The organism is Mucilaginibacter metallidurans (genome assembly GCF_003286435.2).
Lineage (GTDB): Bacteria > Bacteroidota > Bacteroidia > Sphingobacteriales > Sphingobacteriaceae > Mucilaginibacter > Mucilaginibacter gossypii.
The window spans coordinates 4,731,076-4,747,755 of sequence record NZ_CP043449.1; the positions used below are offsets into that span (position 1 = coordinate 4,731,076).

General features: G+C 43.6%; 13 protein-coding genes. 9 read left to right on the forward strand and 4 right to left on the reverse strand.

What is annotated here, in order from left to right:
• The first annotated feature begins 75 nt into the window (after positions 1–75).
• The 4 genes from DIU38_RS19960 to DIU38_RS19975 all read left to right on the forward strand — a co-directional run bounded on the left by DIU38_RS19960 (position 76) and on the right by DIU38_RS19975 (position 4,642).
• Entirely contained in the window at positions 76–531 is a 456-nt protein-coding gene (locus tag DIU38_RS19960; protein ID WP_112652701.1) for a hypothetical protein, read from the forward strand.
• 169 nt (positions 532–700) lie between these two features.
• On the forward strand, positions 701–1,744 hold the full coding sequence (gene lpxK, locus DIU38_RS19965) for a tetraacyldisaccharide 4'-kinase (protein ID WP_112652702.1): 1,044 nt from the start codon (positions 701–703) through the stop codon (positions 1,742–1,744).
• Positions 1,728–2,543 (forward strand): purine-nucleoside phosphorylase, encoded by an 816-nt coding sequence (locus DIU38_RS19970; protein ID WP_090534201.1) that lies wholly within the window; start codon positions 1,728–1,730, stop codon positions 2,541–2,543. Before lpxK ends, DIU38_RS19970 begins: the two co-directional genes overlap by 17 nt.
• Positions 2,544–2,578: 35 nt before the next feature.
• Positions 2,579–4,642, forward strand: a complete 2,064-nt coding sequence (locus tag DIU38_RS19975; RefSeq protein WP_112652723.1) for a putative porin — start codon at positions 2,579–2,581, stop codon at positions 4,640–4,642.
• A 213-nt stretch (positions 4,643–4,855) separates the two neighbouring features.
• Here the strand turns inward: DIU38_RS19975 and DIU38_RS19980 are convergent, their stop codons facing one another.
• Together DIU38_RS19980 and DIU38_RS19985 are read right to left on the reverse strand one after the other, a co-directional pair.
• On the reverse strand, positions 4,856–5,413 hold the full coding sequence (locus DIU38_RS19980) for an REP-associated tyrosine transposase (RefSeq protein ID WP_112652703.1): 558 nt from the start codon (positions 5,411–5,413) through the stop codon (positions 4,856–4,858).
• A 109-nt stretch (positions 5,414–5,522) separates the two neighbouring features.
• Positions 5,523–5,891, reverse strand: coding sequence for a glyoxalase superfamily protein (locus DIU38_RS19985; protein WP_112652704.1), 369 nt, complete (start codon positions 5,889–5,891; stop codon positions 5,523–5,525).
• A 228-nt stretch (positions 5,892–6,119) separates the two neighbouring features.
• Here DIU38_RS19985 and DIU38_RS19990 point away from each other — a divergent pair, with 228 nt between their 5' ends.
• The 5 genes from DIU38_RS19990 to DIU38_RS20010 all read left to right on the forward strand — a co-directional run bounded on the left by DIU38_RS19990 (position 6,120) and on the right by DIU38_RS20010 (position 14,648).
• The gene (locus DIU38_RS19990) at positions 6,120–7,154 is read left to right on the forward strand and encodes a sensor histidine kinase (protein WP_112652705.1); all 1,035 of its coding nucleotides are present in this window, start codon (positions 6,120–6,122) and stop codon (positions 7,152–7,154) included.
• Entirely contained in the window at positions 7,154–7,855 is a 702-nt protein-coding gene (locus DIU38_RS19995) for a LytR/AlgR family response regulator transcription factor (protein WP_090534205.1), read from the forward strand. Before DIU38_RS19990 ends, DIU38_RS19995 begins: the two co-directional genes overlap by 1 nt.
• A gap of 354 nt (positions 7,856–8,209) precedes the next feature.
• Positions 8,210–11,011 carry a TonB-dependent receptor gene (locus DIU38_RS20000; RefSeq protein WP_112652706.1) on the forward strand — a complete coding sequence of 934 codons (2,802 nt, stop codon included), beginning with the start codon at positions 8,210–8,212 and terminating at the stop codon, positions 11,009–11,011.
• The gene (locus DIU38_RS20005) at positions 11,002–11,808 is read left to right on the forward strand and encodes a DUF4249 family protein (RefSeq protein WP_112652707.1); all 807 of its coding nucleotides are present in this window, start codon (positions 11,002–11,004) and stop codon (positions 11,806–11,808) included. The genes DIU38_RS20000 and DIU38_RS20005 overlap by 10 nt, the downstream gene beginning before the upstream one ends.
• Before the next feature lie 329 nt (positions 11,809–12,137).
• Positions 12,138–14,648, forward strand: coding sequence for an outer membrane beta-barrel family protein (locus DIU38_RS20010; RefSeq protein ID WP_112652708.1), 2,511 nt, complete (start codon positions 12,138–12,140; stop codon positions 14,646–14,648).
• A 221-nt stretch (positions 14,649–14,869) separates the two neighbouring features.
• On the opposite strand, the gene DIU38_RS20015 is transcribed toward DIU38_RS20010, so the two are convergent.
• Together DIU38_RS20015 and DIU38_RS20020 are read right to left on the reverse strand one after the other, a co-directional pair.
• On the reverse strand, positions 14,870–16,201 hold the full coding sequence (locus DIU38_RS20015; RefSeq protein ID WP_149354131.1) for a MutS-related protein: 1,332 nt from the start codon (positions 16,199–16,201) through the stop codon (positions 14,870–14,872).
• Entirely contained in the window at positions 16,168–16,677 is a 510-nt protein-coding gene (locus DIU38_RS20020; protein WP_149354132.1) for a hypothetical protein, read from the reverse strand. The genes DIU38_RS20015 and DIU38_RS20020 overlap by 34 nt, the downstream gene beginning before the upstream one ends.
• Positions 16,678–16,680: the final 3 nt, after the last annotated feature.

Genomic DNA, 16,680 nt, shown 5'->3' on the forward strand with positions numbered 1-16,680 from the left:
TTTAAAAAATGAAAATACAAATTTTAATATAACAGGCAATCACTCGTTTATATTTGCTAAAACATCCGTTAGCCCATGAACCATTTTGTTGATATTACCAACCGCAAAGTGCTGTACCGCTTAATGGTCAACCTGCGGCCCGAAGCAGCGCCACTTTGGGGCAAAATGAAACCGCAGCAAATGATCGAACACCTTATTGACCAGGTTCAGTATACCAACGGTGTAAAAATACCAGCCTGGGATGGCCCGGATGATAATACAGCTGTACGTAAACACGCCGCCATTTATACCGATGCAGAAATACCCCGTAATATTTTTGTGGAAGAATTGGCGGATACCTTAATCTACCCCAATTTGGAAACAGCTATTAATCAGCTAATGAAAGAACTTGACACTTTCGACAGGTATTTTAATACCCCCGATGTTAAAGTGATCCACGGCGCCTTTGGCCCTATGGATTATTATGAGTGGACCATATGGCACGGAAAGCATTTTACACATCATTTGAAGCAGTTTGGGGTGATAGACTGATAGTAAATCGGCATCAAATATTAACTTTGTTGTTCTTCAGAAATTTAAAAGAAGAAAGACGTCATTGCGAGGTACGAAGCAATCCCAAACTATACAGAGGGGCTTGCACTGCCGACCTGCACATCGGGGATTGCTTCGTACCTCGCAATGACGGCCCGCAAAATCATTTATGAAATTCTTCCGCTGGCTTTTAATTCCATTTTCGCTGATCTATGGCCTGGTTACGGCTATTCGCAACTGGTGTTACGACCGGGAAATTTTCAAAAGCACAGGTTTTGACATGCCGCTGATCGTAGTCGGCAACCTGGATGTTGGCGGCGCCGGTAAAAGCCCCATGACCGAATATCTGATCAGGCTGTTGAAGGACAATTATAAAATTGCCACGCTTAGCCGGGGCTACGGTCGTATTACCAAAGGTTTTTTGCTGGCATCTAGCGAAAGTAAAGCCTCGGATATCGGTGACGAACCTGCGCAGTTCAAACATAAATTCCCGGGTCTTGATGTTGCCGTTTGCGAAAAACGGGTTGATGGCGTTGAGCAGTTAAAAGACGATCATGATGTTATTATTTTGGATGATGCGTACCAGCACCGCGCGCTTGAACCGGGCATGAGCATTTTGCTTTTTGATTACAGCCGTGTTAACGAACCTCATTTCCTGCTCCCGGCGGGTAACCTGCGCGAGCCATTCGGCGGGCGTAAAAGGGCGGATGTCATCATCATCAGTAAATGTCCGGCTTCGCTTACCGATCTGGAACAAGGCTGCGTGATTAAACGAGTCAAACCGTATCCGCACCAGTCGCTATTTTTTACCACCATAAACTATCTGCCGGCCCAAACTCTCTATGGTGCCCCGGTTACAAATGCCATCGACGATCAAACCACGGTTTTCCTGCTTACGGGAATAGCTAATCCAAAACCTTTATTGTCGCATCTGAAAAAGCAAACACCCCTGGTTGTTCATCATAATTATCCCGACCATCACCGTTTTAGCTTAAAAAATATCACTAAACTTGCCGATGAATTTTCGGCCTGTGCATCACAAAAAAAAGTGATCATCACAACAGAAAAGGATGCACAGCGTTTAGGGGAACAGGACCTGCTTGCGATGGTTAAAAAACTGCCCATTTTGGTGCTGCCCATAGGCATTAGTTTTTTAAATAACGGGCAACAACAATTTGACGAATTAGTACAAACATATGTTAGACAATATTGAAGGCACCGCCCGGTACATCAAAAACCGGATAGGCGATTTTGAACCCGAAGTGGGTATAATTTTAGGTACCGGCCTTGGTGGCCTGGTAAAAGAAATTGAGGTTGAAAAACAGCTCATGTATTCCAACATTCCTGATTTCCCTATCTCAACATTGGAGTTCCACTCGGGTAAGCTGATTTTTGGTACCCTTGCAGGTGTTAAAGTTGTGGCCATGCAGGGCCGTTTGCATTATTACGAAGGTTACAATATGCAGCAGATCACCTTCCCGGTTAGGGTGATGAAATACCTGGGCATTAAAACGCTGTATGTTTCAAACGCCAGCGGCTCGCTTAACCCCGATTTTAAAAAGGGCGACCTGATGATCATTGAAGATCATATTAACCTGCAGCCTCAAAACCCGCTGGTTGGCCGCAATTATGAAGAGCTTGGCCCACGGTTCCCGGATATGAGCGAACCTTACCGTCATGATATGATCGAAAAGGGTTTAGCCATCGCTCAGAAAAATAACATCACCTGCCATAAAGGGGTATACGTAGCCGTAACCGGTCCTAACCTGGAAACCCGTGCCGAATACAAATACCTGCGTATCATTGGCGGCGATGCCGTTGGTATGAGCACCGTACCCGAAGTTATTGTTGCTAACCATATGGGGATCCCGACTTTTGCTATTTCGGTATTAACAGATGAAGGCTTCCCGGAAGTGCTTAAGCCCATAACATTGGAGGAGATTATTGCTATTGCGCAGGAAGCCGAGCCCAAAATGACCCTGATACTTAAAGAACTGATAGCCGGTAATTAATGCGCCAAAAGCTCAAATATATTTTTTTATTACTGATGTGCTTATCAGTACAGGCCGCTTTTGCGCAGTATGGTACCCGTACAAATCCGCGTAACCTGCCTACCCGTGATACCGCGCGCCGGCAGGAAAAACAAATGACCGACGATCAGCTGCTGGACAGTTTAAGGCGAAAGGAAGAAAACAAAAAGGATTCGGTAGTTTTTAGCTCCAAATTTATCCGCGTTACCAACGAGCGTTTGCTGAATGATAGTACACAACTGTTTCCGATTGATACTGGTATCACCAACTTTGAGATTTATAGCCCGCTCATTGATCCGCGCAGTCCCCGAATTCATTTGGGTAATATTGGTTTGTCACAACGGCCTTTGCTTTTTGAGCCCAGCAGAACCATAGGCTTTGACCTGGGCTTGCATGCGCTTGATATTTACGCTTTAAAGCCCCAGGATATTAATTACTATAACACGCGTGTACCTTATACCAAACTAACATTGTATAATGCCTTTGGTGGTTCGGCCATCCAACTGTTTAATATCGTTCATACCCAAAACATAAAGCCCAACTGGAACATCGGTTTTAACCTTAATTTCAACGGATCAAGGGGTTTCTACAATTTTAACAATGTGCTTGGCCAAAACGTGAGTGATTTGAATGCCTCTATTTTTACCTGGTACGAATCAAAAAGCAAACGATATAACCTGCTGGCCAACCTTTTGTTCAACAATCTTAAGGCCCCCGAAACCGGCAGCATTCTCAACGATTCGGTATTTACCAGTACCAATGTAAACAACGCCTTTTCAAAAGACAGGGCAGCGGTACGTTTACCGTATAGTTATGAAAACTGGAACGATAAGGGCCTTTACATTAAACAGTTTTATTATTTAGGCCGGATAGATAGTTTGAATAAGGGGAAAGACAATTCAAAGATCCTCCCTACCCAACGTGTATCGCATACCCTTCATGTATCAAACAGCAGGTACCTTTATAAGCAAAGCGGTGTTGATACCTATAATGTGTTCCCCGATTATTATTACAGCAATAACCGGTCAAGGGATTCAACAGTCGTCACGCATATTCAAAATGAGTTTTCGTATAGCTTTTATCTGCGAAGTAAATCAGTAAAATTTGTAAAGAACGAGCTTAAGCTTGACTTAGGGCTTGTACACGATTTTTATTCGTATAACCAATATGTTAGCGATACCACCCTAAACGAGTATGGTGTAAAATACGTTCACCAGGACAAGGTACAGCACAACACTTTCCAGGATATTACGCTGAAAGCCAAACTGGGTTATCGCTTTAGCGACCGCATTGCGCTCGACGCCGATTTCAGGCAGATTGCCCAGGGCCGTGATTTTGGTAATTACTTATATGATGCCAAACTTACCCTGGCAGGCGGCAAAAAAACCGGCAAGATCGTTTTAGAAGCCTATTCACAAAACAGCTCGCCTCCGCTGGTTTATAATAACTGGATCTCTAATCATTATATTTTTCATAATGATTTCAGTAATCAAAAAACAACCAGCGCTTCGTTCAACTACATTAACAATGCCCTGCAAATTGATTTAAAAGCCGAATACTTTTTGATCAGCAATTACCTGTATTTTACAGCCCAGGATGGCGGTACCGATGCGCGCCCGGCTCAGCTTAACAACTCTATCAACCTGTTAAAAGTAAGTTTGGGTAAAAACTTCACTTACCGGAGCCTGCACTTTGATAATTACGTGGTATACCAAAAAACCGATTATCAAAACACGCTTCGTACCCCGGAAGTATATGCTTACAGCAGCTTATATATTAACAGGGTTTTACTTAATGTACTGCATGCCAGTATGGGTATAAATGGAAGGTATAATACAGAATATGTTGCCCCTTCATATGCCCCGGGATTGGGCCAGTTTTATAACGGCGCAAACGTAACGTTTTCGTCCTATCCAATATTTGGTGTATTTTTCAAAGCAACCCTGCAGCGTACCAACCTGTTTGTTGCTTATGATTACATCAACCAGCGGGCCTGGAGTAAAGGCTATTACACGGTTAACCGTTACCCACAACAGGATGCCATCCTGAAGTTCGGCGTTTCATGGACGTTTTATAATTAGACTAACCTTATATAATACAAAGCCCGAAACAAATTAAGTTAGTTTCGGGCTTTTATTATCATTTCTGGCGCAAGTCTTGTGTGGCTGGCATTGGGGGTGGATGACTTGTGCCTTTTGGCTTTAGACAGCAAGACATATTGTCGAAGCACAAAGTCTCCAACTACGCATCTCCGGGGGCTCAAGACTTGCGCTAAAACTCAAAAAAAATCTAAATCAATATGCTACTTCAACTTCCAACAAAACCCCACCCTTTTCTTCATAATTAGCGGCGCTACTATAAACATATGCTGAAGGTTCGTTAACCCATCCTGCTTTAACAGGATTTTGGTGAATGTAATTCAACTTTTGATCAAACATATTTGAGTGTGGCTCAATTTCTATCGGATGATTTTCTTGTTGCCATAACTGATAATGGGTATTATTTGTATTTGCTTTTCCTGTGTCAGCAAAGAGTTTAAGCATCCAGAGTTTTCGGCTTTCTACCGGATTTTCTATGATTTCCCTGATAATCTTAACAGATGAAAACTTTTTCATATCCCGCATAATGGCTGATAGACTTTGATCCCCTTTTTTGCCTATGAGCAAATGAACATGATTGTTCATAATAACAAACCCATAAATAATTAAACCTTTTTCCTTTATACAATAACGAAAACTATCATGTAAGATATCACGATAGATATTTCTTGTAAAAACATCGACCCAATGAACAATGGCGAAAGTCACGAAGTATATCCCCTCCGGATTAGCGAATTTGTATTTAGTACTCACGCACTGAAAATAGTTAAATACAATTATAAAAGCATAAAGAAAGCACAAGTGAGCGCCCCTCCAGCCAACCACACAACACTTGCGCTAAAAAAGGAAGGAATCAACAGCCTTACCCCTTCAATTCTTCACTAAAGGTTAACCGGTTACCAAACGGGTCGTGAACCGTCATCATAATAGCCTTGTCATTCCATTCGGGCACTTCCAAACCGGGGCGGTTGTATTTATATTTTTTGGCGATGAGGTGGGCGTGGTAATCCCTTAGCTCACTAAAGTCATCGATCGCTATATGGCTGCCCGGACTGGCATCGCCATGATGTTCGGAGAGGTAAAGCACTACATCGCGCAGGGAAATTTGGATGTATACCGGCACACCTTCGGGTTTGTGTTCCCAATCAGTTTTAAAGCCAAGCCAGTTGATATAAAATTCAATGGCTTTATCATAATCAAAAATTCGGAGGATGGGTTTTGTTATTGACATAGGTAATTAGTTGTTAAACAAATTTAACGGAAAATGCCACCTTTTTTATACAGCGAAACCGCTTGTTTTCAATTAGCTGCCTTCAAATGTTAATAGATGTTAAATATGCCTTGTGCAGCACCTGAAGTTAGGTTTCCGTACAACAGATACTGTACTTTCGTCGGCACATTTTGCCCCATCGTCTATTACATTGAGTGCGGGTTTAAAATGAGGCTACCTTAGCATGATATGTTTAAACGGATAAAGCCAGCGTTGATTATCGAAATTTGTATCCACCTGTTATTTTGGGCATTGATCATTTTTACGCCCATCATTTCCAGGCCGGATATGCGCGGCTTTCCGCAGCCTGCTTTTTCGCTGGGGCACATTATCAGTTTTAACCTGGTGCTCGCGGCCGAATTCTACCTGAATGCGTTTTTTCTTATTCCCAGGATCTTAAAAAATAATATCTGGCTTTACTTTTTTGCCTTGCTTGCCTCCTTTGTGGTGTTCAATGTAATACTAATGGAAGTACGACATTATTTCCCTGTGCCTCATTTTCCCTGGATGGGGCATCATCGTCGCCCGCCGGGGCCGTTCCTGGTTATTTTCCCCTTATTATCTGTTACCGCCGGCAGCTTTGCTTATCACTACCTGGCCGATCAGTTTAAAGCCATCAATAAAAAAAAGGACATTGATAATGCTTCGCTGATCTCTGAACTGGCATTTTTACGTTCGCAGATCAGTCCGCATTTTATTTTCAATGTGATTAACAGTGCGGTGGCGCTTTCACGTTTAAACCCTTCGGCAGTTGAGCCTACACTCATCCAGCTTTCTAAATTGCTCCGTTATATGCTTTATGTAACCGATGCCGAAAAAGTTATGCTGTGCCAAAAAGAAGACTACCTCCGCAGCTATATCGAACTCCAGCAGCTCCGTTTTCGCGACCAGGTAAAGATCAGCTTCAGCTCGGATATCAAAGCTCCCGAAAAAAGTATTGAACCCATGCTGCTGATCCCCTTTGTTGAAAATGCCTTTAAACATGGCACGGGCGATATTGAGTCGCCGGCTATAGCCATCACACTTTTTACCGACGAAAAGAACCTGCGTTTCAGCGTACAAAACGTGTACAACCCAACCGAAGAAAGTAAAGATAACGCCTCGGGTATTGGTCTGGCTAATGTTAAACGCCGGCTTGAGCTGTTATACCCCGGCAAACACAATCTATATATCAACAAAAACGAGCAGGCTTATATAGTTATGCTGCAACTGGAACTTAAATGATGCGATGTTTAATAATTGACGATGAGCCGCTTGCGCTCGACTTGCTGGAAGACAACCTGAAGCATGTAAACACCATACAGGTAGTGGCGCGTTGCCGCAACGCGGGCGAGGCGATCATTGCCATGCAAAAAGAACAGATAGACCTTATCTTCAGCGATATATACATGCCGGGTATTAACGGTTTACAACTCATCAGGAGCTTGACACAGAAGCCCATGGTGATATTTGTAACCGCTTATGAAAAATTTGCGGTTGAAGGTTTTGAACTTGATGTGGTTGACTACCTGGTTAAGCCCGTACCCTTAGACCGTTTTTTAAAAGCCTGCCATAAAGCGCTCGACTTATATGAGCTTCGCCGCAGTTATGTGCCGCAGCCAACCACTAAAAACTATTTCTTTTTGCATGCTGATTATAACCTCGTTAAGATCAGTTTTGACCAGGTTGAATACATTGAAGGGCTTAAAGATTATATAAAAGTTCACCTCATCAATCAGCAAAAACCGGTATTATCCCGCATCAGCCTCAAAGCTATTGAGCTGCAATTACCGCCAGACCAGTTTTTCCGGGTACATAAATCATACCTCGTTAACCTCGACCATGTATCCCAAATGCGCCGTGCCCGTATCAAACTCATCAACACCGAGATACCATTAAGTGATGGATATCGTGATGTGATAAACAGGATGATTGGGAAGGTGTAGGCCTTCAATACAAAAAATATGTCATTGCTTAATCGTTACTGCTTCGAATGACATTCCCTATAATTTAATCGATATTTTCAAATTCCCCTCTTGAGAGGGGGCGCGATAGAAAGTGCGGTAGCAGGGGTGTGTTTCTACAATAGGCATATCAAAGCAGATACACACCCCTCCGCCCCTCTCAAGAGGGGAATCGTATATTCCCCCCTCTTTTTATAGCACAACAACTGCTACTAAGCAAAATCCCCCTGCCACACATCCGGGCATCTGGTCTACACAAAGCCTCCCATGGTCGATTTTATTTGAGGCGCTTCAAAACATGGTGCATTTTCGGCATCGAAGAAAATATACCCCTACATGAAGAAATTTTCCCTAATGTTAATAAGCTCCCTGATTTTGTGCGGTACGGTGGCCCATAGTCAGCAAACCCAACAAAAGCTAAAAAAGATTGTAGTTAACCATTTTTTTTCGTGCCCGCTTGATGAGCTCTTTGATACACTGGCCATGAACTATAAAGTCCGCATAGTATTTGAACGGGAGCCTTTACATGAAATGGACGTTGTGGAGCACTTTTTTGAAGAACCGCTTAAAAATGTAATTGCCAAGGTTTGCAATGAAAACAGTCTGCATTACTGGATAGAATCAACCGGCACTATCTACATCCTCCAAAACACCGACGATCTGGCGCGGCTGCAAAAACTCAACAAGTTGTCATTGCAGGCAGCCAATGCGGTAAAGGCTAAAGAGATTGAAGCGCCCAAAGCCAAACCCAAACATTTTTTGGTGAGTATTAACGGGCGGGTAATTGATCAGCAAACAGGCGAGTCGCTGCCATCGGCTACGGTGAAGATCAGGGGGACCGACCTCAACGTTATGACCAATGCTGATGGTTATTTTACGATGTTCAGGGTACCTTCAGATACATCGGTAGTGGAGGTCTCCTATACAGGTTACCAAACGGACTATTTTAGGCTGAGCAGCGAAAAGCTGAATTCGCCGCTGATCTGTGGGTTATATTCATCGCTCAATAGCTTAAACGAGGTTACTATTACGGGTAAAAAAAGCGGCGTTATGAATACCGATAGCAGGCAGGTTGGCGTGTTACAGCTTTCGCCGGCCAATTTAGATAAGCTGCCAACCATGGGCGATAAGGACGTGCTGCGGGCTTTCCAGCTGATGCCCGGCGTAAGCGGTACCAACGAGTCATCATCAGGTGCATACGTACGCGGCGGTACCCCCGACCAAAATTTGGTTGTACTGGATGGTTTTACCATTTACCAGGTTGATCACCTGTATGGCTTTTTCAGTGCTTTCAATGCCAGTGCCATTAAGGATGTGCAATTATATAAAGGCGGCTTTACGGCCAAATATGGCGGCAGGCTTTCGAGCGTTACCGAACTCAACGGCAAAGAGGGTAACAAGAACGAAACCAACATCGGTACCGATTTGAGTTTGCTGAGCGCAAGCGGTTACCTGGAAACGCCGCTTTCTGATAAATCGACCTTGCTGTTAGCAGTAAGGCGCTCATACCAGGGGCCGTTTTATAACAAGATCTTTAACCAGTTTAATCAAACATCAACCACGCAGGGGGGCGGTCCGGGTGGCGGCGGCCGGGGAGGCTTTGGCGGCGGCGGTTTTGCTAACCAGATAACCCCAAGCTCCTACTTTTATGATTTTGATGCCAAGTACACGTACAGCATCAGTCAAAAAGATAAAGTATCATGGACTTTGTACACAGGTACCGATAAAACAGATAACAGCAGGGAACTGGGCCTGCCATCGTTCCTGTCGTCGGGCAGCAGCGGTATCAACATAACCGATTATACTAAATACGGTAACCTGGGCAGCAGTATCAAATGGTTCAGGCAATGGAATAAGAAACTATACTCCAATAACTACATCACCTACTCGTCCTATTTCAACGACAGGAACCGCAGTACTTCGGGCTTTTCACAAATTGATACCAACGGTATCTCACATACGCTGAGCAACGGCACGCTTGAAACCAACAACCTGAAGGATGCAAGCTATAAATCTGAGTGGGAATGGACAGTTAGTAACAAGTATAAGCTGCTCTTCGGCGGTTTTGCATCCTACAAAAAAATAGATTACGAGTATACCCAAAACGATACCAGCAAGCTCATCAACCAGCATAACAATGCCATGTTAGCGGGTTTCTACACCGAGCTGGCTATCGACCCAAACAATAAATTTCATATTCAGCCTGGTTTGCGGGCCAGTTATTTCGGCCCTACATCCAAACCGTACTTTGAACCCCGGCTGTCGGCAAGTTATAGTCTTACCGATAAATTTACCATAAAAGGCGCAACCGGGCAGTTTTACCAGTTTGAAAACCAGGTGATCCGCGAGGATATACTGGCGGGGAACCGTAATTTCTGGGTACTATCAAACAACAGCAATATCCCCGTTGGCGGGTCAAGACATTTCATATTGGGCACCAGCTACGAAACAGACGAGCTTTTATTTAGCGTTGAAGGATACTACAAAACGCTTAGCGGCCTTACCCAGTATACCGTAAGGCAAACACAGCCCGCAGGAGGTGGTTTCAGGATGGAGGCTAACCAAAATCAAACACAAACCGTAACTGAAAACTTTTACGAGGGAACCGGTCGTGCCAAAGGCGTTGAATTTTTGGTGCAGAAAAAAATGGGGCGTTATACCGGGTGGATCAGCTATACCCTTGCCCAGGCGCAGAATAAATTCTCAGCTTTTGGCACTGATTATTACGCCGCCGACCAGGATGTGCGCCATGAGTTTAAATCCATCAACATGTATCATTATGAGCGCTGGAATTTTGCTGCTACTTTCCTGTTCAGCACCGGGCATCCTTATACTGCCCCCTTATCCAGCTATACCATTAGAACGGTCGACGGCAACAGCATCACTTACCTCAACATCAGCGATAAAAACGCCGAACGTTTGCCGGCTTATCACCGGCTGGACATGTCGGTGTCATATGACCTGCTGAAGATAGACGGGCATAAAATAGGGTCTATAGGCTTGTCGCTGTTTAACGTTTACAATCATACCAACACCTGGTACCGCGAATACCAAATGCAGAACAACCAGGTTATTACCACCGACGTTAACTACCTCGGCTTTACCCCTAACGTTACATTAAGCTTAAGATGGAAATAAAAACATACATACGATTTTTTGCACTGATAGCCGGCTGCCTGATGATGGCATCGGCCTGCAAAAAAAACTCTTCTGATACGGATGCGGTGAACAAACCTGTTGTTGAAGCATACCTGGTTGCCGGCCAACCGCTTTCAGTAAAAGTTTATCAGCAAAAAGACCTGACGGATACTGCTACTTATGGATCAGGCATTACCGGGCTAACAATTAATGTAAGCAATGGTACACAGACCGTAAAACTTACCGAAGGAACAAACGGAACTTACACTTACAGCGATGCCTCGTTCGTAACTGCCGGTAAAACTTACTCCATGCAGTTTACTTATAATAATGTGGCTGTGAGCGCGTCAACAGTGATGCCGGGCAAACCAGTTGGATTTAAACTAACCGACAGTGTATTCCATGAGCCTAATACGCTTGATCAGGCTTATAACGATAAGGTGCGCGCTACCATTACCTGGACCAACCCCGATTCGCTACAGCATATGTTGCTTTTCAAAAACACCGATAGTAATCCTTTTGAGATTATAGCGGTAAGGAACAACAGGAACCCAAGCTTCGAGATCAATACCGAAAGAGCCTCTACATACAGCATAACGCAAACCACTTTCAAATACTACGGGGCTTATAAAGTAATATTGCTAAGGGTAAACGACGAATACATTAATATATTAACCAGCAATACCCGCGGCAGCTCACAAAACCTGGTAAATACCCCAACCAATGTTGTTAACGGCCTCGGTATTTTTACCGCTATGCAAGCCGATACCTTGAATTTGAGGGTAACGACAGAGTAAAATCTGATAATTGGTATTGAATATTCTACTGGCACAAGTTGCCCCGGTCCGGGCTTACTTGTGCCTTTCCTAAAAAACGGTTGAATCCAGATTTACCAAGTTTCAAAACTTCGTAAATCTTCCCTAAGTTTTATCACTCCTAATTGACATGGTTTTTATATCATTGTCACCTCATTGCAAATCCCTCTTTTTAATCCCCCATTGTAAAATCCCCGGTTACATCATAATAGTGTAACTTATACATTACAAATGCACTATTTGTAAAAAAATAAAAATTCAGCATGTAACATTTAAAGTATTTTCGCCTCCAATTACCAAAATAATACTAAATGAAACGTTTTTACATACTTATTGCATTATTCTGCTTCGCGTTATCGGCTCAGGCCCAGTTTGGTGTGGGCGGCGGCGGACCTACAACAACAGGCAGAATATCAGGCACTATCATTGATTCGCTAACCAAAAAACCAATGGACTACGCCTCGGTTGGTTTATATCGCAGCGGAGGCAAATCGCCAATTACCGGTGTTGTAACCGATGAAAAAGGTAACTTTAAATTGGACAATGTAAAGCCGGGCGTATACAAGCTGGCTATCTCTTTTATAGGTTACCCAACTAAATATATTGATCAGGTAACCACTACCCCATCAAAACCAGATGCTAAACTTGGCCAGGTACTGTTGGCCCCAAGCTCACACGCGCTTAAAGAAGTTTCGGTAGTTGGCCAGGCCGCATTAATCGAAAATAAGATCGATAAGATAGTTTATAACGCGGAGAAAGATCTTACTGCCGCTGGCGGCAACGCTACCGATGTGTTACAGAAAGTGCCTTTGGTTGCTGTCGACTTAAATGGTAACGTATCCATCCGCGGCGACCAGAACGTACGTGTATTGATCAATGGCAAGCCATCCGGTGCTACATCTGCCAGCTTATCGGATGTATTGAAAACCATCCCCGCCGACCAGATCAAGAGTATCGAGGTGGTAACTTCACCATCTGCCAAATATGATGCAGAAGGTTCGGCCGGTATTTTGAACATCATTACCAAGCAAAAAAATGTTTCAGGTATCAGCGGTTCAATCAGCGGTGGTGTTGGTACACGTCAAAACAACGGCAACGCCAATATCAACTATAACCACAACAGGTTTAGCTTATCGGCAAACGCAGGTGGTAACGCAACATGGCCTCAAACCTCGCTTACCTCAAGTGATCAGAATTTTAATTATAACGATCCTACCAAACACTATGAGCAAACATCTACCGGAACCAGCCGCGTTAAACGTCACGGCGTAATAGGTTCTGTTTCGGCTGGCTATGATTTTAACGCGTACAACAACTTACGTACTTCTATCCGTTTAAATCAGGGTGGTTTTGATCCGCATTCGCTGTCAACCACAAATCAAACTTATTATTTTGATCACACCAAAGACCAGTCTTACACTTCTGATGGTCGCGGTCACAATAGTTTTGGTGGCTTTGACTGGAACATTGATTACACACACAAATTTAAAAAAGAAGGTCATGAATTGGACCTGTCTGCACAATGGAGCCATAGCAAAATTGTTACCGATTATACTAACCTGTATTCGGCGGTGTTTGATTCCCTTGAAAACAATATTAATGGTAAAAACAACGAGTATACCATACAAGCCGACTATACTTTACCCGTAAGCAAACTACTTAAGCTGGAAGCCGGTGGTAAAAACATCATCAGGAGGATAAAAAGTATTTCGGATTATTTTGTACCGGACGGAAACGGCGGTTTTGTATTCAGCGATCCAAACTCAAACAGGTATAATTATAATCAAACCGTTTGGGCCGGTTACACCGTATTAACTTTCTCTCTGCCTAAAGGCTACTCCATTATGACAGGTGCAAGGCTTGAAAATACGGATATTCACGGCGAGCCAATCAATAGCGCTCAAAACCTTAGCCCTTTTGATCAAAACTATAATACGTTTATACCGAGCTTAACTTTTCAAAAGGCGCTTACACCTACTCAAACTATCAAATTATCATATAGCAAGCGTATAACACGCCCAAGCTTACAGTTTTTGAACCCGTTTGTTAACAGGAGCAATATTACAGCGCAAACAGTTGGTAACCCCGACTTAGCGCCCGAAATATCGCAAACAGTTGAATTGGGTTACAACACATTCATAAAATCGTCTGTGATCAACCTGTCTGCTTATTATAAGCATACATCAGGCTTAATTGAAGGTATAGTTGAAAACCTGCCACCTAATGGTGATCAGAACGCTACTTTAACTACCTATCAAAACATTGGTGTAAATAACTCATATGGCGCAAGCTTTTTTGGGTCGGTAACCCCGTTCAAAATCCTGACCATACGCGGGCAAATCAACGCTTACACCTATAAGCCAACCGCTATTGACCAGTTTACGCACCAGCAAACACAAACCAATACTTATGTGCAGTACAACGCATTTTTAAGTGCTCAGCTTACACTGCCAAACAACTTTATAGCTGAGGCATTTGCTGTTGAAAATTCGGCACGCCGCACCATTCAGGGCTCAAACCCATCGTTCAGCATTATGGGCTTTGGCTTTAAAAAACAGTTTATGCAAAAGAAACTTGCATTGGGTATTAATGCCATTGAGCCATTCAATACTTACAAAAACTTTAATACCGACATAAAAACGCCAACATTTACACAAAGCAGCAAATTCGCGTTCCCATTCCGTTCGTTTGGTGTAACGTTTAGCTACAGCTTCGGTAAATTAAGCTTCAGCAACCCTAATCAACAGAAAAAAGGCATCAACAATGATGACATGAAACAAGGCGACCAGGGTGCCGGCGGTTCACCTACAGGAGGCCGATAATCTTTAAGAGTCAAGACTGTTAGAGTCAGGATATAAGAAAAAACTAAAGAGCCGGGAGCGTAAATGCTTCCGGCTCTTTTTCTGAACCAGGATTTGGGAGGATTTTTCTGATTTTTGGATTTTCTCTTTTGGTTGACAAAACCATTCCATAATCCAGCAAATCCATAAATCAAGGGGCAGGCTAAATCCTATAATCCCGTAAATCCCCTAAAATCCCGGTTCTACTCCGCGTCCACCTCAATCCCTATCTGTTTAAGCAATAGCGAGGCATTGAAAGTTTTGCACTCGCCGTGCTTGATCTTGTAATCAAACAGCATTTCGCCGTTCATTACCTGGATATCAAAATAAAAATTACGTACGTAATCAGGATATTTGGTTTCGAGATGGGCTATCTGCAAATCATGAGTGGCTACCATACCCACCGCATTTTTGCGGATGAGCTGCTCGATAACCGCCTTTGAGCCGAGGTATTTATCAACCGAATTGGTACCCCGCAGCATTTCATCTATCAGGAAAAATACTTTTGGCTCATTTTCAACGGCAGCCAACAGCATTTGCAGACGGTCGAGCTCGGCCTTAAAGGTTGAGGTGCTTTCATTGAGCGAATCTTTGATGCGCATATAACTGATCATGGTGATCACCGATACCTGCATACTTTTGGCGCACACAGGTGCACCGCTTAAGGCCAGCACGGTATTAATACCCACGGTACGCAAAAAGGTGCTCTTACCGGCCATGTTTGATCCGGTTATGATATCAACCTTAAAGGTATTATCCAGTTCGTAGTCATTTTCGATACGTTTGGTGGCGTCAATAAGCGGATGGGCAATGGCTTTAGCTGTAAGGGTATAGCCCGGCCTGTCGTCAATAACAGGGAAACTCCAATCCGGATAGTTTACTACTAAACCGGCCAGGCTCAGGAGTGATTCAAATTCAGCAATGGCATCAAAAGAAGCTTCAAGGCTGTCCTGGTTTTGACGTTTCCAGTTTTCAATGGCAATAATCTGGCGGATATCCCATAAGAAAAACAGGTTAAGCACAAAGCCGATTAATAGGTTAAGATGATAATTAAGTTTATTGATCAGTTGCCCCAGTTCTTTTATTTTAGCCGATGTTTTATCTGTTTTAAGCTGTTGTGCTAATATATTGTTATAGGGAGCTTGCCATTGCTGGTCTTCAATGCACTTAAATACATTTGCATAGTTGGATAAAGTATCGCCTATTTTACCGGCAATAAGATCGGCTTTGCTGATGTAGGCTGCTTTTGAAAACACCACCCCCATATTAAACAAGCCAACCACGATGGCCGCAAGCTTAGTCGGCAAATAAAAATAAGCGACTACCAGCAACGCCGTAAACAGGTAAGGCGCTATTTTGGTATAGGCGGCGAGCCATTTTTCGCCTGGCATATCGAGCGGAATGTGCAGGTATTTAAACAAGTTTTTAAGCTGGTTAACATCCTGCTTAATGGCGAAAATGAGCCGTGTTTGCAGGTCGAGCTTCCAGCTGTTCCTGGCGGCTATTTCTTTAACGGCGTCCTGACGTTGTAACACCGTTTGTTTGCTTGCCGGGCATTGAGCCAACCCGCCAGTTTACTATTACCCGGCGTGGTGGCGGTGCGGTTGATGAGTTGGTATAAGGAGGCATTGCCGTAAATATCCAGGTCGGAAGTGTAAAAGTGTTTGTCGTTAGCGTAGCGCGCGCCATCGTTGTAGATATTGCCGTGGGTTTGGATACTAACTATCTCGTTTTCATTTACCTGCTGCAGATCGTCATAATACTGTTTCTGCTTTTCAAACGCACTTTGGCGCGCTACCAGCCAGGCAAAGGCAAAAACCAGCAGTACAAAGGCAATGGCGATGATGCTAAAATTGTCGAAATGAATGGCAAAGGCTATAGTTACAGCCACCATGGCAAAAATGCCGAGCCTCAGCAGTGAATAGGTATTGGCAAGCTTTTTATATTTGGCCGCTTCTGCAGCGGCGAGGCTTGCCCTTTGGGTATAATCGTTTATAATTGTTTGTTCCATGTG

What these genes read in the sequence shown, in the direction of transcription:
- DIU38_RS20020 (WP_149354132.1), bottom strand. Translation starts at nt 16,677, where the DNA reads ATGGAACAAACAATTATAAACGATTATACCCAAAGGGCAAGCCTCGCC.
- DIU38_RS19960 (WP_112652701.1), top strand. Translation starts at nt 76, where the DNA reads ATGAACCATTTTGTTGATATTACCAACCGCAAAGTGCTGTACCGCTTA.
- DIU38_RS20005 (WP_112652707.1), top strand. Translation starts at nt 11,002, where the DNA reads ATGGAAATAAAAACATACATACGATTTTTTGCACTGATAGCCGGCTGC.
- DIU38_RS20010 (WP_112652708.1), top strand. Translation starts at nt 12,138, where the DNA reads ATGAAACGTTTTTACATACTTATTGCATTATTCTGCTTCGCGTTATCG.
- DIU38_RS19970 (WP_090534201.1), top strand. Translation starts at nt 1,728, where the DNA reads ATGTTAGACAATATTGAAGGCACCGCCCGGTACATCAAAAACCGGATA.
- DIU38_RS19985 (WP_112652704.1), bottom strand. Translation starts at nt 5,891, where the DNA reads ATGTCAATAACAAAACCCATCCTCCGAATTTTTGATTATGATAAAGCC.
- DIU38_RS20000 (WP_112652706.1), top strand. Translation starts at nt 8,210, where the DNA reads ATGAAGAAATTTTCCCTAATGTTAATAAGCTCCCTGATTTTGTGCGGT.
- DIU38_RS19975 (WP_112652723.1), top strand. Translation starts at nt 2,579, where the DNA reads ATGTGCTTATCAGTACAGGCCGCTTTTGCGCAGTATGGTACCCGTACA.
- DIU38_RS19995 (WP_090534205.1), top strand. Translation starts at nt 7,154, where the DNA reads ATGCGATGTTTAATAATTGACGATGAGCCGCTTGCGCTCGACTTGCTG.
- DIU38_RS19990 (WP_112652705.1), top strand. Translation starts at nt 6,120, where the DNA reads ATGTTTAAACGGATAAAGCCAGCGTTGATTATCGAAATTTGTATCCAC.
- lpxK (WP_112652702.1), top strand. Translation starts at nt 701, where the DNA reads ATGAAATTCTTCCGCTGGCTTTTAATTCCATTTTCGCTGATCTATGGC.